Here is a 20,550-nt window from a genome sequence, read left to right on the forward strand (position 1 = left end):
AGCGCCCGATGCGGGCAAAGTGTTGCGTGGCTGAGACGCCCGGTTTCCGGGGACTTCGCAGAGTGTAGACGGCAGAATCCGGCGCAACGTTCCGCGCTGAAAACCACTCGATGAAGAAAAAAGACATTGCACGACCCCGGGGCGTTTCGCGCATCATGGGCACTCTCAGCCCAAGGGAGATTTCCATGCGCTTCATGCCATCCGTTCTGCGATTCGCCGCGTTGTCCGTGGGCCTGGCGCTGGCCGCTTCGGCCATGGCCAGCGATGAGTCGCAATTGATCGAGTCGATCAACAGCTACCGCAGCCAGCCCCAGCGTTGCGGTGCGCAGGCGTCCAGTGAATTGCCGCCGCTGTCGGCCGACCCGCGCCTGCGTCTGCCCGCCAGTGGCATGGTCGATCTGCAACAGGCCATGGCCAGCGCCAGCTACCCGATGGTCAACGTGCAGGCGATCACCCTCAACGGCCCTCGCGATCCGGTTTCAGCGATGAAGGCGATTCAGGAGAGCTTCTGTCAGGTGGTGCTGGATCCGCAGTTTGTCGATATCGGCGTCAGCCGCGCCGACCGAGACTGGCGCATCACGTTGGCGCGGCCGCTGTTGTCCGCCCGCCTGGGTGACGGACAAGCCGAGGGCCAGAAACTGCTGACGCAACTCAACGCCGCCCGCAGCCAGCCACGCCAGTGCGGCGGCCAGGCCTTCTCCGCGGCTGCGCCATTGGCGTGGAATGCGGTGCTCGGCGGTGTCGCTCAGGATCACAGCCGCGAGATGGCCAACAACAACTATTTCGACCACAAGGACCGCAACGGCGGTACCCCCGGTGATCGCGCGGAACTGGCCGGTTACAGCGGCCAGCTGGTTGGCGAGAACATCGCCGCCGGGCAGGACACCGTGCAGAAGGTCGTCGATGGCTGGCTCGCGAGTCCCGGCCACTGCGCCAACCTGATGAACCCGCAGTATCGCGAACTGGGTGCTGCTTACGCAGTCGACCCGAAGAGCAGCGCCGGGATCTACTGGACGGCGATGTTTGGCGGGGAATAAACCTCAAGGTTCTTTCCCCCCAAGAGGAAAACCCAAAATGCAGGCAATAAAAAACCGGAGCCAGGCTCCGGTTTTTTTATGGTCAGTGGATTCTCATTCCCGCCGCATACATCGCCAGTTTCAGCAGGCTCGCCACCACCGCCAGTGACACCACGCTGCCGGACCAGATCAGCAGCAGCCAGCCCAGGCGTTTGTACCAGCGGCTTTTCACTTCACGCATCTCAATGGTAGCCATCACCAATCCTCACTTTGCCGCGGAACACGTAGTAGTTCCAGAAGGTGTACATCAGGATCACCGGCAGGATGAACAGTGCGCCGATCAGGGCGAACAACTGGCTGGTGGCCGGTGAGGCCGCCGCCCACAGGCTGACCGAGGGCGGAATGATGTTCGGCCAGATGCTCAGCGCCAGCCCGATGTAGCCGAGGAACATCAGCACCAGGGTGAACACGAACGGCCAGTGGGTGTGTCGCTGACGCAGCGAACGCAACAGCCCGAACAGCGACAGCACCGCCAGCACCACCAGCCCGGCGAACACGGTCAGGTGCGCATGGTTGAACCAGCGAGTGGCCAGTTCCGGATGCAGTTGCAACGTCCACGCGCCGATCACCACCACCATCGCCAGCAACAGCCACGCCAGCGGACGGCTGTAGTGACGCATCCGCGATTCGAGCATGCCTTCGGTCTTGACCAGCAGCCAGGTGCTGCCGAGCAAGGCGTAAGCAATCACCAGACCGACGCCGCAGACCAGCGGGAACGGCGCCAGCCAGTCGAGACCGCCACCGGCAAACTGCCGATCCACCACCGGAATCCCGGCCACATACGCGCCGATCACCACGCCCTGGGAGAACGTCGCCAGCAGCGAACCACCAATGAACGCCCAGTCCCACAGATGACGTTTTTCGGTCGGTGCCTTGAAGCGAAACTCGAACGCCACCCCGCGAAAAATCAGCCCCGCGAGCATGAAGATCAGCGGCAGATACAGCGCCTCCAGAATCACTCCGTACGCCAGCGGAAATGCGCCGTACAACGCCGCACCGCCAAGCACCAGCCAGGTTTCGTTGCCGTCCCAGACCGGCGCGACGGTGTTCATCATCACGTCACGTTCCTGCTCGTCGCCGATCAGCGGGAACAGGATCCCGAGGCCCAGATCGAAGCCGTCCATGATCACGTACATCATCACGCCGAAGGCAATGATTACGCCCCAGATCAACGAGAGATCGATACCTTGAATACCCATGACTCAACGCTCCTTTTCAGTGGATCCGGGTCGCGGATTCGAGGTTGTCGGTGACCGCCGAAAGTGGCCGGCGCGGGGTCTGCACCTGAGTGCCTTCGGGCGGATGTTCGTGGTGCGGCTGCGGGCCCTTGCTCACCAGTTTCATCATGTAGCCGATGCCCACGGTGAACACCGAGCAGTAGATGACGACGAACAGCGCCAGCGAGGTGCTCATCTGCGCCACCGAGTGGTGGGACGCGGCGTCATGGGTACGCATCAGTCCATACACCACCCACGGCTGACGCCCGACCTCAGTGGTGATCCAGCCGGCCAGCAACGCGATCAGACCACTCGGCCCCATCAACAGCACCAGTCGCTGGAAGCCGCGATGTCGGTAGACCTTGCCGTGGCGCCGCAACGCCAGCCCCAGCACGCCGACCAGAATCATCAACATGCCCAACCCGGCCATCACGCGAAAGCTCCAGAAGATCACGGTCGAGTTCGGCCGGTCTTCTTTCGGGAAACTCTTGAGCGCCGGGATCTGCTTGTCGAGGCTGTGGGTGAGGATCAGGCTGCCGAGGTACGGAATCTCGATGGCGTATTTGGTTTTCTCCGCCTGCATGTCCGGAATGCCGAACAGCACCAGCGGGGTCGGTCCGTTGTCGGGGTTTTCCCAGTGGCCTTCGATGGCAGCGATTTTCGCCGGTTGGTGCTCCAGGGTGTTCAAGCCATGGGCGTCACCGACCACCGCCTGAATCGGTGCAACGATCAGCGCCATCCACAGCGCCATGGAAAACATCTTGCGCACCGGTTTGCTGTCATTGCCGCGCAGCAAATGCCAGGCCGCCGAAGCGCCGACGAAGAACGCCGTGGCGACGAACGCGGCAATCGCCATGTGCGCCAGGCGGAACGGGAACGACGGGTTGAACACGATGGCCAGCCAGTCGACCGGCATCACCCGGCCGTCGACGATTTCGAAGCCTTGCGGGGTCTGCATCCAGCTGTTGGAGGCGAGAATCCAGAAGGTCGAAATCAGCGTGCCGATGGCGACCATCACCGTGGCAAAGAAGTGCAAGCCACGGCCCACACGGTTCCAGCCGAACAGCATCACCCCGAGGAACCCGGCCTCGAGGAAGAACGCGGTCAGCACTTCATAGGTCAGCAACGGCCCGGTGACGCTGCCGGCAAAATCAGAGAATCCGCTCCAGTTGGTGCCGAACTGGTACGCCATGACCAGCCCCGACACCACGCCCATGCCGAAGTTGACGGCGAAGATCTTCGACCAGAAATGGTAGAGATCGCGGTAAGTGTCGTTGCGGGTTTTCAGCCACAGGCCTTCGAGCACCGCCAGGAAACTCGCAAGACCAATGGTGATCGCCGGGAAAATGATGTGGAACGAAACCGTGAACGCGAATTGAATTCGCGCCAGGTCCAGTGCCTCCAGGTTGAACATGATGTTGTCCTCATCCAGGCTGAAAAGCGGCGGCACACGGCCGGGCCACCGCCAGGCGCGAACGCCTGCAGCCAGTCAAATTGCAAAAGGGTTGGATCGCGTGAGTCGGTTACACCACCGACGACGGAATCAGGTTGCTCGTCTCGGCCGCTTCGAGGCGGATCGCCACGAATTTGGAGGTTGGCGTGTAGGTGCGGTCGCCGTAGCTTTCCAGCGGCACCAGCGGATTGGTTTCCGGGTAGTACGCGGCAGCCTGCCCGGCGGGAATGTCGTAGGCGATCAGCGTGAAACCGCTGACCCGACGCTCGCGCTCGTCGCCCCACAGCGCCACCAGATCGACCTTTTGCCCCGGTTCAAAACCGAGCCGGCGGATGTCCTGCTCGTTGGCGAACACCACGTCGCGCATACCGTAAACACCGCGATAACGGTCGTCGAGGCCGTACAGCGTGGTGTTGTACTGATCGTGGGAACGCATGGTTTGCAGGATCAGGTGCGGCTTGACCGGCAGGTTGCGCACGCCTTCGCTGATCAAATGTTCCGGCAGCACGCACGGGGTGAACTGGGCCTTGCCGGATTCGGTGTTCCAGACCCGGTCGGAAGCGTTGTTGCCGAGGTGGAAACCGCCGGGGATCAGCAGCTTCTCGTTGAAGTTCTCGAAACCCGGAATCACGTCGGCGATCAGGTTGCGGATGCGCCCGTAGTCGCCCACCGCCCATTCCCAGTCGATCGGGTGTTTGCCCAGCGTCGCGGCGGCGATCCCGGCAATGATCGCCGGCTCGGATTTCAGGTGCGCCGACTTCGGCTTCAGTTGGCCGAACGACAAATGCACCATGCTGAAGGTGTCTTCCACGGTCACGCCTTGCGGGCCTTCGGCCTGCACGTCGATGTCGGTACGGCCCAGGCACGGCAGGATCAACGCATCACGCCCGGTCACCAGATGGCTGCGGTTGAGCTTGGTCGAGATGTGCACGGTGAGATCAAGTTTGCGCATCGCTGCATGGGTGCGCGGGGTGTCCGGCGTGGCTTGGGCGAAGTTGCCGCCCAGACCGATAAACACCTTGGCTTCGCCACGTTCCATGGCGCCAATCGCCATGACCGTGTTGTGGCCGTGCATGCGCGGCACCTTGAAGTTGAAGCGTTTTTCCAGGGCGTCCATCAGTTCGGTCGGGGCCAGTTCGTTGATGCCCATGGTGCGGTCGCCCTGCACGTTACTGTGGCCGCGCACCGGCGACAGCCCGGCGCCCGGACGGCCGACGTTGCCGCGCAGCAGTTGCAGGTTGATGACTTCCTGCAGGGTCGGCACCGAGTGCACGTGTTGGGTCAGGCCCATGGCCCAGCACATGATCACGCTCTTGGCCCGGGCATACATGCGCGCGGCCAGTTCGATGTCATGCAGCGGCACGCCGGACTGCTCGACGATGTGCTCCCAACGCGTGGCATCGACTTCGGCCAGATAGCTGTCGAGACCCGAGGTGTGCTCGGCAATGAAGGCGTGATCGAACACCGCCTCGCCGCCCGTGGCCTGAGCTTCACGCTCCCACTCCAGCAGGAACTTGGCCATGCCGCGAATCATCGCCATGTCGCCGCCCAAGGCTGGACGGAAATACGCGGTGTTGGTCGCTTCCCAGCCGTTGCTGAGCATTTCGATCGGGTTCTGCGGGTTCTGGAATCGCTCCAGCCCACGCTCCTTGAGCGGGTTGATGCACACCACCTGAGCGCCGCGCTTCACCGCTTCACGCAGCGGTTCGAGCATGCGCGGGTGGTTGGTGCCGGGGTTCTGGCCGATCACGAAAATCGCGTCGGCGTGGTGCAGGTCTTCATAGACCACCGTGCCTTTGCCCACGCCCAGGCTCTCGCCCATGCTCACCGCACTGGCTTCGTGGCACATGTTCGAGCAGTCCGGGAAATTGTTGGTGCCGTAGGCACGAACGAACAACTGATAGAGAAACGCCGCTTCGTTGCTGGCGCGACCCGAGGTGTAGAACTCGGCCTCGTGGGGCGATTTCAGGCCTTTGAGGTGTTTGGCGATCAGTGCGAAAGCGTCGTCCCAGGTGGTTTCGACATAGCGGTCGACCCGCGCGTCGTAGCGCATCGGATGGGTGATCCGGCCCTGATATTCGAGCCAGTAATCGCTTTGCTCGGCCAGGGTCGACACCGTGTACTTGTTGAAGAATGCCGGGTCGACCAGGCGGCCGGTGGCTTCCCAGTTCACCGCTTTGGCGCCGTTCTCGCAGAACTTGAGCATGCTCGCGCCGGGTGCTTCACCCCAGGCGCAACCGGGGCAGTCGAAGCCGCCGTTCTGGTTGGTCTTGAGCATGGCGCGGATGTTCTTCAGGGCGTTTTCACTGCCCAGCCAGTTCCTGGTGAGGCTGATCACAGCGCCCCAACCCGCAGCGGCGCCCTTGTAGGGTTTGTAACGGTCGACTTGTGACATGGGACTTCTCCATGACGATGCACACAGGCAAAAACCTGATCGGGTTTAAACAGCGACGACTGACTTTCAAGTTCAAAAGCGGTCGTTTCGTTTGACGGGGCCAAGGATAGGAACCGCTGCAAAAACTTGTCTAATCGCTATTAATGACTGCGTTATCGAAAGCATCTATCACGGACTTAAACCCTTTAAATACGGGCACTTGCAAAACCAGGAAGCGATAAATCCGTAATAATTATTTCATCATCGACAGCATCAATCGGCCGGTAATCAAGAGTGATTGGACGCTGTTCGAAGTTGCTCATAACCTGCGCCGACCCAATCCCTTCAACAGCGGATTTCACCCAAGCGAGGCTGTCATGTCAGAGCGCGTCTTGATCGATGGTTACAACCGCCGCGTCGACTACCTGCGCATGTCGGTCACCGACCGCTGCGACTTCCGCTGCGTCTATTGCATGGCTGAAGACATGCAGTTTCTGCCCCGGCAACGAGTACTGACGCTGGAGGAGATCTATCAAATGGCGCAGAGTTTTGTGGCGCTGGGCACCCGCAAGATCCGCCTGACCGGTGGTGAACCGCTGATTCGTCCCGGGGTCGTCGGGTTGTGCAAGCAGATCGCCGCCCTGCCCGGCCTGCGCGAACTGTGCCTGACCACCAACGGCTCGCAGCTCGGCAAACTTGCGGGCCCGTTGTTCGACGCCGGGCTCAAGCGCCTCAACGTCAGCCTCGACAGCCTTGACCCTGTGCTTTTCAAACAAATGACTCGCACCGGTGACCTGGCCCGGGTGATCGACGGCATCGACGCCGCACGCGCCGCCGGATTTACCCGCACTAAACTCAACTGCGTGGTGATGCAGGGCCGCAACGATCACGAGATCAACGATCTGGTGCAGTTCGCCATCGAGCGGGATCTGGATATTTCTTTCATCGAGGAAATGCCGCTGGGGATCATCAGCGAACACAGCCGCGCCGAGTCGTTCTTCTCCAGTGCCCAGGTGCGTGAGCGGATTGCCGAGCGCTACACCCTGATCGACTCCGCCGAGTCGACCCAGGGCCCGTCGCGCTACTGGCGGCTGGCCGAAGCGCCGCACATTCGGCTGGGGTTCATCTCGCCCCACAGCCACAACTTCTGCGGCACCTGCAACCGGGTGCGGCTGACCGTCGAGGGGCGTTTGCTACTGTGTCTGGGGAACGAGCATTCGGTGGACTTGAAAGCGGTGCTTCGGGCTCATCCGGGCCAACCGGAACGCTTGGAGAAAGCCATTATCGAAGCGATGAAACTCAAGCCTTACCGGCACAATTTCGAAGTGAACGACGACGTGCAAGTGGTGCGTTTCATGAACATGACCGGCGGCTGAGCCGCCACGTTTTCAAGGCAAAAAAAGCATGATCATCCGGCCCAAGATCAATCAGTTCGCCGTCCTGTTTACCCTCAAGGGTTCAATTGCCAAGCGCATCGCCCTGCGCACCCTGATGGTGACGTTGCTGGCGTCGGCCATCGTGCTGGTGGAAATGCTCCACCCGAGCAACTTCACCAAGGTCAACGCCACGCCGTTCACCTTGCTTGGTCTATCGCTGTCGATCTTCATGAATTTTCGCAACAACGCCTGCTACGACCGCTGGTACGAAGCACGCAAGGCCTGGGGTGAAGTGATCGTGCATGTGCGCTCGGTGATTCGCGAGACCCATGTGATCCGCGAATCGGCCCAGCGTCGGTTATTGCTGCTTAACCTTTGTGGGTTCGCTCATGCGTTGAATGCGCGGTTGCGCCGGGAAAACGAAGCGGCTGCCAGCGCCGAATGGATCACCCCGCAACACGATGCGCAGGTGCCGGACTACAGCGGGCGGATCCTGCAAACCGTCGGTCAGCAATGTTCCGATCTGCATGAAGCGGGCGATCTCAGCGAATGGCGCTACATGCTGCTGGCCAATCACCTGACCAGCCTGACCCAGGCGCAGGCGGTGTGTGAGCGGATCAAGAACACGCCGCTGCCCTTCCCTTACACCTTGCTGCTGCACCGCACGATTTACCTGTTCTGCATCCTGCTGCCGTTCGCCATGGCCGAACCGCTGGGCTGGCTGACGCCGCTGTTCACGGCGATTGTCAGCTACACCTTCTTCGGGCTGGATGCGATTGCCGATGAGCTGGAAGACCCATTCGGCCGGGATGAAAACGACCTGCCGACCGATGCGCTGGTGCGGGGTATCGAGCGGGACATTCTTTCGGAGCTGGGGACTGAGCCGTTGCCGCCGGCGCTCAAGCCCGTCGACTACGTACTCAGCTGAAGTTGATGCACCTCTGTTTACCTGTGGGAGCCAGCCTGCTGGCGATAGCGGTGCCTGATCCAACTGATTTGCAAGCTGACACACCGTCATCGCCAGCAGGCTGGCTCCCACAGAGGGCATGTGGTGTTTTTTGGATCGGGTCAGTCCAGATGCGCCCAGGTCATACGAAACGATGCTCCGCCCCACGGGGAATCACCGACCTCGACCTGACCGCCATGGGATTGCGACACCCGCCGCACCAGCGCCAGACCAAGTCCGAAGCCGCCCGTGCGGCGGTCGCGACTGGCGTCCAGGCGCGAGAACGGTTCGAAGATTTTCTCCCGCCCTGCCAGCGGCACACCCGGCCCGTCGTCATTGACCTGCACTTCGTATTGATCGCCGATGCGCACCAGCGACACTTCGACCCGCTGCTCGGCATAACGAATGGCGTTGCGCAGCAGATTGATCACCGCCCGCGCCATGAACCGCGGCTCGATCCGCACTTCATCGACCCGGCAATCAACGATCAATAGCTGCACCCCGGCCGCCTCGGCTTCCAGTGCCACGCTGCCGACCACGCTGTCAAGCCAGTTGGCAGCTTGAATATTCTCGCGGGTGATCACGGTCGCGCCGCGTTCGAGGCTGGCGTAGGTCAGCAGTTCGGAGACCATTTCTTCCAGTTCGCCGAGGTCGGCGTACATGTCGGCGATCAGTTCGCGGTTCTGGCTGGCGTCCGGTTGCTGCTTGAGCTGGTCGAGTTCGAACGACAACCGGGCAATCGGCGTGCGCAGTTCGTGGGACACGGCGTTGGTCAGTTCGCGCTGATTGGCGATCAGGCCTTCGATGCGCGCCGCCATCAGGTTGAAGTGTTCGGCCAGATCGCGAATGTTCGAACGCTTGGAGAGCTGGATGCGCGACGAGAGGTCGTTGTCGCCGAAGCGCTCGGCCGCCAGTCGCAGTTTTTCCAGGTCACGCCAGTGCGGGCGCACCCAGAAATACAGGACGATACCGAGCAGCACGGCCAGCATCATGTAAGCCGCCGAGATATAGAACGGCATCAGGCTCGGCTCGGGCGGCAGCTTGATACTGAGCAGTTGCGAGCCGCCGTCGATGTTACTGATGAACTGGGTGTAGTCGTGACGGATCACCAACAGGCCTTGGGCCAGTTCGGCTTTTTCCTCATCGCTGAGGTTCAGTTGATCGGCCTCCACCAGACTCAGCGTCAACCCGTAGTGCGGCCGCAACGCCTCCAACTGCGCCTCGCGCGCCGCGCCCTGCTGATCGCGCATGTGCTCGATCAACGACCAGGCCTGACCGCGCACCGCCTCACGGTTGTAGGCTTGCATCTGGTTGTCGAGCAACGCGTTGAAAGTGTGCTCGACAGTTTGCAGCGCCGCCACCAGCCCGACGGTCATCACCAGAAACAGCCCGAGGAATAACCGCAGCATCTACAGCTCCCACGCAAACGGATTGAACAGATAGCCCTTGCCCCACACGGTCTTGATGCACACCGGTTCGCGGGGATTGTCCTTGAGTTTGTTGCGCAGCTTGCTGATGTACACATCGACGCTGCGATTGAGGCCATCGAAAGCGATGCCGCGCATGCGATTGAGAATGTCATCGCGCGACAGGATGGTGCCGGCGGCACTGGCGAGCAGCCACAGCAGTTCAAATTCCATGGTGGTCAGCTCGATCAAATCGCCCGCCAGACGCACTTCGCGACAACTGCGGTCGATGATCAGGTTGCCGAACTCCAGCGAGCTGACCACGCCGCTGTCCGGCACCTGCCGGCGTTGCAGCGCCCGCAGGCGTGCGAGCAGGACGGGCGGCTTGATCGGTTTGATCACGTAGTCGTCGGCGCCGGACTCCAGACCCAGAATGTGGTCGAGGTCATCTTCCTTGGCCGTCAGGATGACAATCGGCGTGTCAGACACGCTGCGGATTTCCCGGCACACATGCAGGCCGCTCTGCCCCGGCAGCATCAGGTCGAGCACCACGACTTTGGGCTTGAATTCAAGAAACGCGGCCACGGCCAGATCGCCGCGATGCACCGTGCGCACCTCATAGCCGTGTTGTTCAAGAAAGTGGGCGATCAGTGCGGCCAGGCGCTCATCGTCTTCCACCAGCAGGACTCTGCCAAAACCCAGGTTATCCATAACAATCGTCGCCAACCCTCAGTGAAGTGGGCGCCATTATGGCGGCATTCACACGCGAGACGTTTATTGCGGGCAGCAAAAACCGGCCTCTGGGGCCGGTTTTCGTTGAAGTTTCATACTCTTAAGAGTTTTTAACAATTCATGCCGCGACGGGTACGCCACTGTGGAAACGGAATTCCTCGTCCGGCGACTCGATCAGGTCCTGCTCGGCGGCGCGGACTCTCTCGATCACCTGGGCGATGTCCTTGGCGTCGCCGTACTGGTAGGCCAGTTTCAGGTAACCCTGGAAATGCCGGGCCTCGCTTTTCAACAGGCCGAAATAGAACTTGCCGAGTTCTTCGTCCAGATGCGGCACCAGCGCTTCGAAACGTTCGCAACTGCGCGCTTCGATGAAGGCGCCAACCACCAGGGTGTCGACCAGTTTCACCGGTTCGTGGCTGCGCACCACTTTGCGCAGGCTTGAGGCATAACGGCCGGCGTGGAGCTGGCGCAGTTCGATCTTGCGCCGTTTCATGATGCGCATGACCTGTTCGTGATGCACCAGCTCTTCCCGGGCCAGGCGCGACATCATGTTGATCAGATCGACATGGGAGTGGTATTTGGCGATCAGGCTCAACGCGGTGCTGGCGGCCTTGAACTCGCAGTTCTTGTGGTCGATCAGCAGGGTTTCCTGATCGGCCAGCGCGGCCTGGACCCAGGCGTCAGGCGTGCGGCAGCCAAGGAATTCGTGGATTTCGGGAAGGATCATGGGGCTCACGGTCAAAAGGTGTTCGAGCGAAGGGCGCCGATTATACCGGCCTGCCCGCAGACCACCAGCGCCAGCCCTTGATATGCATCAACTCGCAGGCGCATCGGCAGCAACTATAGTTGTGCAACGCCGTGCCTTTTCATTGCTGGAGACTCACTCATGCAAGCCATTCGCAGCATTCTGGTGGTCATCGAACCCGAACACGCGGAAAGCCTGGCGCTCAAGCGCGCCAAGCTGATCGCCGGGGTGACCCAGGCCCATCTGCACCTGCTGGTCTGCGACAAGAAGCACGATCACGCCGGCATGCTCAGCGTGCTCAAGGCCGGGCTGCTGGCGGACGGTTACAGCGTCACCACCGAACAGGCGTGGAACGAGAGCCTGCACGAAACCATCATCGACGTGCAGCAGGCCGAAGGCTGTGGCCTGGTGATCAAGCAGCACTTCCCCGACAGTTCGCTGAAAAAGGCCCTGCTGACCCCCGCGGACTGGAAACTGCTGCGCCATTGCCCTACTCCGGTGCTGCTGGTGAAAACCGCCGCCTCCTGGAAAGACCGGGTGATTCTGGCCGCGGTCGACGTGGGCAATGCCGACGGCGAGCACCGTCATCTGCACACCACCATCATCGACCACGGCTATGACATCGCGAGCCTGGCCAAAGGGCATCTGCACGTGATTACCGCCCATCCGTCGCCGATGCTCTCGGCGGCCGACCCGACGTTCCAACTCAAGGAAACCATCGAAGCGCGCTATCGCGAGCAATGCCGGGCGTTTCAGGCTGAATTCGATGTCGACGACGAGCATCTGCATGTCGAGGAAGGCCCGGCGGATGTACTGATTCCGTTCATGGCGCACAAGCTGCAGGCCGCCGTGACCGTGATTGGCACCGTGGCGCGCAGCGGTGTGTCGGGGGCGTTGATCGGCAATACGGCCGAACAGGTGCTGGATCAATTGGAGAGTGATGTGCTGGTGCTAAAACCCCAAGAGGTTGAAGACCATTTGGTGGAGTTGGCGGTGAAGCATTAGGTGTTGCGGCGTTTGTCATGTCCCCTTCGCGAGCAAGCCCGCTCCCACATCAGGCCGGTGTCGTTCACAAAGCCATGTGGGAGCGACGGTGCGACGATTCGACTTGCCCGCGAAGCTTTTGATCTTCAGTCGCCGAGGGCATCCTTGAGAAAACCGGGCGCGATGTAGCGCTGATAGTGCGCTTCCGACAGCAGGAAAAATTCCCGATCAATGGCATCGCGCAGTTCCGGCAGGTTCCAGTCGCGAAACTCCGGCAGCAGCACCATCCCGTAGGCTTCCAGATTAATGATCACCCGCGCGCCCCGGGCGATCAGCTGATACGCCCAGCAATACTCCGACTGATGCGGCACGAAGCGGATCTTTCTCTGCTCAAGCTGCTGGCGCAGGCGCGCCGGGTCGAAGACCTCGACCTTGCTCGCCATCACTTGTGACAGCAATTGCTCAAGACGCAGCCACACCGCGCGCTTTTCTTCCTCGTTGTAACCGTTCCAGTGGATCACTTCGTGGTGGAAACGCTTGCAGCCACGGCACACCAGATCACCGTAAACAGTGGAGCAGAGGCCGACGCAGGGGGTCTTGATGGTCTGATTGGGCATAAATGGGCAGAACACTTGAAACGCGGAACAGGTCGGCATGTTAGCCCTTTGTCCGGCATACATCACCCCTCAAACGTCAGGGGCAAGCGCTGGATCAAGGTTTGCCCCGCCCGCGCACAACGCCACCAAAGTCCAATAGAGCCCGACTTACCTTTAAATTTTTTTTGCCGTAGAATCAGCCAGCCTTTTTAGGCGCCAATGTCCGTTAGAAGCTGTTTTCAAAGCGTCACGAGCACAGTCGTTCCTTCAGAGCGGTGTTGGCGAAGGGTTTTTCCAGCGGGGAAAAGCCCAACGCCAACCCTCATCAGCTCCCCGTTCTGCAGGCGTAAAACTTTGAAAGCAGCTTCTGTAAGGAATTGCCGGTAATTCTGGCCGAACGACCCACAACGTCGTGAGGAGCATGAGTACGGCAATTTCGGGATGAGCGTCCCGGACACCCATTTGGGACCACTGATGAGGGTAATAACTGTGCTTGAAGCCTACCGCAAACATATCGAAGAGCGTGCAGCCCTGGGTATCGTTCCCCAGCCGCTTAACGCCGAACAAACTGCAGGCCTGGTCGAGCTGCTGAAGAATCCTCCGGCTGGCGAAGAAGCTTTCCTCGTTGACCTGATCACCAATCGCGTACCACCAGGAGTGGACGAAGCCGCCTACGTCAAGGCCGGTTTCCTCTCCGCACTGGCCAAGGGCGAAGTCTCCTCCCCTCTGCTGGACAAGAAACGCGCTGTAGAACTGCTCGGCACCATGCAGGGCGGCTACAACATCGTGACCCTGGTCGAACTGCTGGACAATGCCGAGCTGGCACCAGTGGCCGCCGAAGAACTCAAGCACACCCTGCTGATGTTCGATGCCTTCCACGACGTGGCTGAAAAAGCCAAGAACGGCAACGTTCACGCCAAGGCCGTGCTGCAATCCTGGGCTGACGGCGAGTGGTTCAAGAAACGCCCTGTGCTGGCCGACAAGATCAGCCTGCGCGTGTTCAAGGTGACCGGCGAAACCAACACCGACGACCTGTCCCCTGCTCCAGACGCCTGGTCGCGTCCTGACATCCCGCTGCACGCCCTGGCCATGCTGAAAATGGCCCGTGACGGCATCGTGCCGGACGAGCAAGGCAAGACCGGCCCGATGAAGCAGATCGAAGAAATGCGCGGCCAGGGCTTCCCTATCGCCTACGTCGGTGACGTGGTCGGTACCGGTTCCTCGCGTAAATCGGCGACCAACTCGGTCCTGTGGTTCTTCGGCGACGACATTCCTTACGTACCGAACAAGCGCGCTGGCGGTTTCTGCTTCGGCAGCAAAATCGCTCCGATCTTCTACAACACCATGGAAGATGCCGGCGCACTGCCAATCGAGTTCGACGTATCGAACATGAACATGGGCGACGTGATCGACCTGTACCCGCACGCTGGCAAAGTCTGCAAGCACGGTACCGACGAAGTCATCACCACCTTCGAAATGAAGACCCCTGTGCTGCTGGACGAAGTCCGTGCCGGCGGTCGTATTCCGCTGATCATCGGCCGTGGCCTGACCGAGAAGGCTCGCGCCGAACTGGGTCTGCCAGCGTTCGACCTGTTCAAGAAGCCTGAAGCTCCGGCTGAAAGCACCAAGGGCTTCACCCTGGCGCAGAAAATGGTCGGCAAGGCTTGCGGTCTGGCAGAAGGCAAAGGCGTTCGTCCTGGCACCTACTGCGAACCGAAGATGACCACCGTAGGTTCTCAGGACACCACCGGTCCAATGACCCGTGACGAACTGAAAGACCTGGCGTGCCTGGGCTTCTCCGCTGATCTGGTGATGCAGTCGTTCTGCCACACCGCGGCCTATCCAAAGCCGATCGACGTGACCACCCACCACACCCTGCCTGACTTCATCATGACCCGCGGCGGCGTTTCCCTGCGTCCGGGCGACGGCATCATCCACTCGTGGCTGAACCGCATGCTGCTGCCGGACACCGTGGGTACCGGTGGTGACTCGCACACCCGTTTCCCGATGGGCATCTCGTTCCCGGCCGGTTCCGGTCTGGTCGCGTTCGCCGCAGCCACCGGCGTCATGCCGCTGGACATGCCGGAATCGATCCTGGTGCGCTTCAAAGGCAAAATGAAACCTGGCATCACCCTGCGTGACCTGGTTCATGCCATTCCTTACTTCGCCATCCAGAACGGTCTGCTGACCGTCGAGAAGAAAGGCAAGAAAAACGCCTTCTCCGGCCGCATCCTGGAAATCGAAGGCCTGGAAGGTCTGACCCTGGAACAGGCGTTCGAACTGTCCGACGCCTCGGCCGAACGTTCGGCTGCCGGTTGCACCATCAAGCTGTCGAAAGAGTCGATCACCGAGTACCTGCAGTCCAACATCACCCTGCTGCGCTGGATGATCGGCGAAGGCTACGGCGATGCGCGTACCCTGGAGCGTCGTGCCCAAGCGATGGAAGCCTGGATCGCCAACCCGCAACTGATGGAAGCCGATGCCGACGCCGAATACGCCGAAGTCATCGAAATCGATCTGGCCGACATCAGCGAGCCTGTACTGTGCGCGCCGAACGACCCGGACGACGCCCGTCTGCTGTCCAGCGTCGCTGGCGAGAAGATCGACGAAGTGTTCATCGGTTCGTGCATGACCAACATCGGTCACTTCCGCGCTGCCGGCAAGCTGCTGGATCAGGTCAAGGGTCAGCTGCCAACCCGTCTGTGGCTGTCGCCACCGACCAAGATGGACGCTCACCAGCTGACCGAAGAAGGCTACTACGGCATCTACGGCAAGGCCGGCGCCCGCATGGAAATGCCAGGCTGCTCGCTGTGCATGGGTAACCAGGCACGCGTTGAGCCGAACAGCACCGTGGTGTCGACGTCGACCCGTAACTTCCCGAACCGTCTGGGCGACGGCGCGAACGTCTACCTGGCTTCGGCTGAGCTGGCGTCCGTTGCTTCGATCCTGGGTCGCCTGCCGACCGTCGAGGAGTACATGGAATACGCTGGCAAGATCGACAGCATGGCGGCCGACGTTTACCGCTACCTGTCCTTCGACCAGATTGCCGAGTTCCGTGAAGCTGCTGCGAACGCCAAGATCCCTGTCGTTCAAGCCTGACGCTGCAACGCAATGAAAAACGCCGCCCATCGCGAGATGAGCGGCGTTTTTTATGCCCTCTGACATTCAGGCATTGAGCTTGAGTGCCTGCTGAACCGCCTCATCCACACTCAAACCGCTCAACAGCACCTGCTCGCGTTCCAGCTCTGGCAATTGCGCCAGCACGGTCTGCGCCTGATCTTTGAGGCGCGCCAGAATCAACAGTTTGTCCTCGGCCCGCACTTGCAGGAAGAACGCTTCCAGCGCTTCGATGCTGGTGCCGTCCAGGTCCGGTGACTCCTCCAGACTCAGGATGATCGTGTGCACCGCCGCCGGCGCATGACGAGCCAACCGCAGCGCGCCGCCGAGAATCCGTTCCACGTTGGCAAAGAACAGCGCTTCACTCGGCCGCACGATCAGCACGCCGGGGATTTCCCGGGCATCCGGATGACGTTGCAGGTCGACATAATCGTGACCGCCGCCCATTTGTCCCAGCACCTGAATTTCCGCCGAAGACATCTGCCTCAGCATCAGCACCACGCTGATCGCCACCGCCAGCAGCAAGCCGTCGAGCACGCCCAGCACCAGCACCGCGGCCACCGCGCAGATCACCAGCAAGCGATCACGGCGCCAGATGAAGTAGCGACCCAGCGGTTGCAGGCTCAACGCTCGTCCCAGGGCGTGAATCACGATCGCGGCCAGCACAGGTTCCGGGGTCAGGGCGATGTACGGCAGCACGGTCAACACGATCAGCAACACCACTGCCGCGGCGACAACGCCCGCCAACCGCGATGTAGCGCCCGCCGCTTCATTGGCCGAAGTCGCCGAATACCCGGCCCCGGCGGGCATGCCGTGAAACAGGCCCGATAACAGATTGGACGCGCCAAGAGCCAGCAGATCGCGGTTCGAGGAAACCCGGTCACCGTGCTTCAGGGCAAACGAGCTGATCGACCCATAGGACTCGGCGTACAGGATCATCACCATGGCAAACGCCAGCTCGCCGAGGCGCAGCCAATCGGCAAACGGCATGTTCGGCAGCTGTGGCATCTCCAGCGCCAGGTCGATGACACCGATCAGTTTCACCCCATAGGCCGGCAGGTTCAGCCATTGGCTGGCGGCAACGCCCAGCGCCACGACGATCAGCCCACCCGGCACCCGACGAAAGCGGGCGCAGGCCATCAGCACCAGCAACGCCACCAGCGCTACTGCAGCGCCGGCCAGGTTCCATTTTGGCCACTGCTCGATCAGTTGCGGCAGGAAACGGATCAGGTTGCTGTCCGTGAGGTGGACATCGACGACGCTCGCTACCTGTTTGAGGATGATCGTCACCGCCAACCCCAGGGCGAAGCCGCGCAACACCGGTTTGGCGATGAAGGACGTCACACTGCCGAGCTTGAACAACCCCGCCAGCAGAAACAGCACACCGGTCATCATCACCAGACCGACCGCCAGGCTCAGGCGCAATGCCGGATCGCCGCCAGCCAGCGAAGCCGTCGCAGCCGCCAGCACCGCCGCCGATGACGACGTCGCCGAGACCACGGCAAAGCGGCTGGTGCCCATCAACGCGTAACACAGCAGCCCGGCGAACAACGCGATCACCCCGGCCTGGGGTGGCAGAGCGGCAATGCTGGAATACGCCACCGCTTCGGGCAGCAACAGACCGGCAATCGACAGCCCGGCCAGCAGGTCCTGACTGCGACTGGGTACTTCGGGCCGGGAAGCGGTACTCAGCGGTTCAGTTGACAATCGGACCCACCCACCCCGGCAGATACCGAGCCTCCTGGCTGCGCGCCAGGTTCATGGCTTTGGTCTGCTTTCATCACGTTCCAGAAGGTTACCGTGTCGACAAACGAAAGATCCTTGAGCACCAGCAGCGAAGCCTTTTTGACCTCTTCCTCGATCAGCGCAAGACCAAAGTGATGCTGATCAACGATGTAGTAGACGCCTTCAGGCCCAAGCACACTGGGGAACCAGTGATTGTCCAGCGCTGCCGCCCGCTCCTTGCGTTTGAGCTTTTTCCATTCCTGACGCTTGTCGGCGACTTCAGCGAGGCCCACCGCAAGCTGCGTGGGATGGAGTTTTTCCAGTTTGGCGCTGATCAGTTGCGGTCGGGCTCGGGGCATGAGGCATCTCCGGGAAAAAGTGCCTTTCAAGCGTAGCCGTTTATGCCTTGGGAAGTGTGCCCTGGATCAGGCATCGGGGAGGATTTGCAGAAAACGGGAGCGCATGGATCGCCCCCGTCTGGTGCTGCCGGACTGGAATCAGGCCGCCAGCGAGTAGATCAACGCCGAAATCGCCACCAGGCCTACGGCGGTGACAAACACGTTCGACGCCTGACCACGATAGCGCGCCATCGCCGGCACCTTGCGGATCGCGTACATCGGCATCAGGAACAGGATTGCCGCGATGACCGGGCCACCGATGGTTTCGATCATGCCGAGGATGCTCGGGTTCAGGGTCGCCACGATCCAGCACACCACCAGCATGAACGCCGCGACGATGCGATCCAGGGCCTTGGCGCCCGGACGCTTGCCGCTCTTGACGATCAAACCTTTCAGGCCTTCGCTGGCACCGATGTAGTGACCGAGGAACGACTTGGAGATGGCCACGAACGCAATCAACGGCGCTGCGAACGCGATGGTCGGGTTGCTGAAGTGGTTGGCCAGGTACGACAGGATCGACAGGTTCTGCGCCTTGGCTTCAGCCAGTTGTTCCGGCGACAGGGTCAGCACGCAACTGAAGACGAAGAACAGCACCATCACCACCATCAGCAGGTGGGCGCGCGACAGGATCTGCGAACTGCGCTCGTCGGCGTGAACGCCGTAGCGACGCTTCTGGTCCACCGCAAACGCCGAGATGATCGGCGAGTGGTTGAACGAGAACACCATCACCGGAATCGCCAGCCACAGCGTGTGCAACAGCGCCGACGGAGCCGGCACCTGCGAAGCGGTGCTCAGGATGCCGCCGTTCCAGTGCGGAACCAGGTACACCGCCAGGAACAACAGCGCGACGATGAACGGATACACCATCAGGCTCATGGCCTTGACGATCACCTGCTCGCCGCAACGAACAACAGCCAGCAGGCCGAGGATCAGCACGAACGACAGCAGCGCGCGCGGTGGCGGCGTGATGTGCAGTTGGTGTTCGAGGAAACTGGCGACGGTGTTGGTCAGGCCGACGCTATAGATCAGCAGGATCGGGAAGATCGCGAAAAAGTACAGCAGGGTGATCAGCGCACCGGCCTTGATGCCAAAATGCTGCTCCACCACCTCAGTGATGTCGGCGCCTTCACGACCGGAGAGCACGAAGCGGGTCAGGCCGCGGTGTGCGAAGAAGGTCATGGGGAATGCCAGCAGCGCCAGGATCACCAGCGGCCAGAAGCCACCCAGACCTGCGTTGATCGGCAAAAACAGGGTACCGGCGCCGATGGCCGTCCCGAACAGTCCCAACATCCAGGTAGTGTCATGGCGATTCCAGCTCGACAGTTCGGCTGGTGCTGCCGCTTCAAAGCGTTGTTCGACGCTATTGGCCTGATCATTCATCCGGTCGGATCTCCGCATTCCGGTCACTTGCCACTCGGTCAGGACGCGTCGGAAAAAACCGACAGACATGCTCCGGCCGAAACAGGGGCGCGATTCTCCGCGATAAATGAGCGGAAGCAAAGACTTAGCTGAGGAATGGTTGTGCGGAGCAGATGGGAGCGTTGTCGTTTTTGGGAAAAAGACTGTCGGCAACAGATACGTAAAATGTCGTTTTATGGCATGTGCCGGCGCCGAACCTGCTCATGAGGGCCTGTTCAGATCGATCGGGCCAACATGAAGCCAAGAGACATACAAAAGATGCCGAAACCCGGTAACCCCAACATCGGAAGCATTTCGATGAATCCACCAGTATTCGTAGGCAACATCCGTAAATCCCGCAGGACGGTGCGTCCATTTCCTATCGCTTTTAAACAACCTCACTGACTGGCATTTTTCGGCTATACCCAATGGCGAATTGGCTGACATCCCCGTCCAGTCCCCTCGCCTGTGGAGCCATCCCATGCCCCTCGTCCGCGTCGACATCAAGAAAAACCCGGACCCGACTTTCGCCAAACGCATTGGCGAAGTGATCTACGCCGCACTGCGCAGCGAGATCAATGTGCCGGAACACGACAATTTCCAGGTGCTGGCCGAGCACGACGACCAGCACTTCGTCTATGACCCGCAGTACCTTGGGATCCAGCGCAGCGACGGCATCGTGTTCATCCAGCTGACCATCAGCGAAGGCCGTACCGTGGAGATGAAACAACGGCTGTTCCAGTCCATCGCGCGCAACCTGAACCAGCAACTGGCCGTGCGCCAGGAAGACGTGTTCATCAATCTGGTGGAAGTGAAAAAAGAGAACTGGTCGTTCGGCAACGGCATCGCCCAGTACGTGACCTGATCCTGCGACCACCCGCGCCGACATCACCTTCTGACGAAGCACCCGCGCGCTCCTCGCATCAGCTCCTACACTGCCTGATGCGGGGCCGCGCCAGCCATTGCCAAACCGCTCTGGAATCAGCACTCTGAACCGACTTTTGCGC

17 protein-coding genes are annotated in these 20,550 nt (G+C 60.9%); 6 read left to right on the forward strand and 11 right to left on the reverse strand.

Going from position 1 to position 20,550, the window contains the following annotated elements:
• Window positions 1–185 precede the first annotated feature (185 nt).
• Complete coding sequence (locus NE357_RS16765) at window positions 186–1,037, forward strand: CAP domain-containing protein (protein WP_169430808.1); 852 nt, start codon at window positions 186–188, stop codon at window positions 1,035–1,037.
• An 82-nt stretch (window positions 1,038–1,119) separates the two neighbouring features.
• On the opposite strand, the gene NE357_RS16770 is transcribed toward NE357_RS16765, so the two are convergent.
• The 4 genes from NE357_RS16770 to NE357_RS16785 form a co-directional block, all read right to left on the reverse strand.
• Window positions 1,120–1,272, reverse strand: coding sequence for a DUF2474 domain-containing protein (locus NE357_RS16770; protein ID WP_169430809.1), 153 nt, complete (start codon window positions 1,270–1,272; stop codon window positions 1,120–1,122).
• Window positions 1,259–2,275 (reverse strand): cytochrome d ubiquinol oxidase subunit II, encoded by a 1,017-nt coding sequence (cydB, locus tag NE357_RS16775; RefSeq protein ID WP_169430810.1) that lies wholly within the window; start codon window positions 2,273–2,275, stop codon window positions 1,259–1,261. Before cydB ends, NE357_RS16770 begins: the two co-directional genes overlap by 14 nt.
• Window positions 2,276–2,291: 16 nt before the next feature.
• Complete coding sequence (locus tag NE357_RS16780) at window positions 2,292–3,707, reverse strand: cytochrome ubiquinol oxidase subunit I (RefSeq protein ID WP_169430811.1); 1,416 nt, start codon at window positions 3,705–3,707, stop codon at window positions 2,292–2,294.
• A 109-nt stretch (window positions 3,708–3,816) separates the two neighbouring features.
• A complete protein-coding gene (locus NE357_RS16785) occupies window positions 3,817–6,141 on the reverse strand; it encodes an FdhF/YdeP family oxidoreductase (RefSeq protein ID WP_169430812.1) in 2,325 nt (774 codons plus the stop codon).
• Window positions 6,142–6,497: 356 nt separating this feature from the next.
• On the opposite strand from NE357_RS16785, the gene moaA reads away from it, so the two are divergent.
• Complete coding sequence (gene moaA / locus NE357_RS16790; RefSeq protein ID WP_169430813.1) at window positions 6,498–7,496, forward strand: GTP 3',8-cyclase MoaA; 999 nt, start codon at window positions 6,498–6,500, stop codon at window positions 7,494–7,496.
• Window positions 7,497–7,524: 28 nt separating this feature from the next.
• Window positions 7,525–8,424, forward strand: coding sequence for a bestrophin family protein (locus NE357_RS16795; RefSeq protein WP_096820198.1), 900 nt, complete (start codon window positions 7,525–7,527; stop codon window positions 8,422–8,424).
• 140 nt (window positions 8,425–8,564) lie between these two features.
• On the opposite strand, the gene NE357_RS16800 is transcribed toward NE357_RS16795, so the two are convergent.
• The 3 genes from NE357_RS16800 to NE357_RS16810 form a co-directional block, all read right to left on the reverse strand.
• Window positions 8,565–9,851: an ATP-binding protein gene (locus NE357_RS16800; RefSeq protein ID WP_169430814.1), complete on the reverse strand. Its 1,287-nt coding sequence runs from the start codon at window positions 9,849–9,851 to the stop codon at window positions 8,565–8,567.
• Window positions 9,852–10,559, reverse strand: coding sequence for a response regulator (locus NE357_RS16805; RefSeq protein WP_169430815.1), 708 nt, complete (start codon window positions 10,557–10,559; stop codon window positions 9,852–9,854).
• 139 nt (window positions 10,560–10,698) lie between these two features.
• Entirely contained in the window at window positions 10,699–11,307 is a 609-nt protein-coding gene (locus NE357_RS16810) for a tRNA-(ms[2]io[6]A)-hydroxylase (protein WP_011334764.1), read from the reverse strand.
• A 159-nt stretch (window positions 11,308–11,466) separates the two neighbouring features.
• Here NE357_RS16810 and NE357_RS16815 point away from each other — a divergent pair, with 159 nt between their 5' ends.
• Window positions 11,467–12,330 carry a universal stress protein gene (locus NE357_RS16815; protein WP_169430816.1) on the forward strand — a complete coding sequence of 288 codons (864 nt, stop codon included), beginning with the start codon at window positions 11,467–11,469 and terminating at the stop codon, window positions 12,328–12,330.
• Window positions 12,331–12,455: 125 nt separating this feature from the next.
• On the opposite strand, the gene NE357_RS16820 is transcribed toward NE357_RS16815, so the two are convergent.
• Window positions 12,456–12,926: a DUF1289 domain-containing protein gene (locus NE357_RS16820; protein ID WP_065260613.1), complete on the reverse strand. Its 471-nt coding sequence runs from the start codon at window positions 12,924–12,926 to the stop codon at window positions 12,456–12,458.
• Window positions 12,927–13,394: 468 nt separating this feature from the next.
• Here NE357_RS16820 and acnB point away from each other — a divergent pair, with 468 nt between their 5' ends.
• The gene (gene acnB, locus NE357_RS16825; RefSeq protein ID WP_039767143.1) at window positions 13,395–16,004 is read left to right on the forward strand and encodes a bifunctional aconitate hydratase 2/2-methylisocitrate dehydratase; all 2,610 of its coding nucleotides are present in this window, start codon (window positions 13,395–13,397) and stop codon (window positions 16,002–16,004) included.
• 66 nt (window positions 16,005–16,070) lie between these two features.
• Here acnB and NE357_RS16830 read toward each other — a convergent pair whose 3' ends face one another.
• From NE357_RS16830 to NE357_RS16840, 3 genes are all read right to left on the reverse strand, one after another.
• Entirely contained in the window at window positions 16,071–17,729 is a 1,659-nt protein-coding gene (locus tag NE357_RS16830) for a SulP family inorganic anion transporter (RefSeq protein ID WP_169430817.1), read from the reverse strand.
• A complete protein-coding gene (locus tag NE357_RS16835; RefSeq protein ID WP_249314304.1) occupies window positions 17,711–18,106 on the reverse strand; it encodes a ParB/Srx family N-terminal domain-containing protein in 396 nt (131 codons plus the stop codon). Before NE357_RS16835 ends, NE357_RS16830 begins: the two co-directional genes overlap by 19 nt.
• 138 nt (window positions 18,107–18,244) lie before the next feature.
• Window positions 18,245–19,525, reverse strand: a complete 1,281-nt coding sequence (locus NE357_RS16840) for an HAAAP family serine/threonine permease (RefSeq protein WP_169430818.1) — start codon at window positions 19,523–19,525, stop codon at window positions 18,245–18,247.
• A 499-nt stretch (window positions 19,526–20,024) separates the two neighbouring features.
• Between NE357_RS16840 and NE357_RS16845 the strand changes: the two genes are divergently transcribed.
• On the forward strand, window positions 20,025–20,408 hold the full coding sequence (locus NE357_RS16845; RefSeq protein WP_169430819.1) for a tautomerase family protein: 384 nt from the start codon (window positions 20,025–20,027) through the stop codon (window positions 20,406–20,408).
• Window positions 20,409–20,550: the final 142 nt, after the last annotated feature.

The organism is Pseudomonas sp. G7(2022) (genome assembly GCF_052660475.1).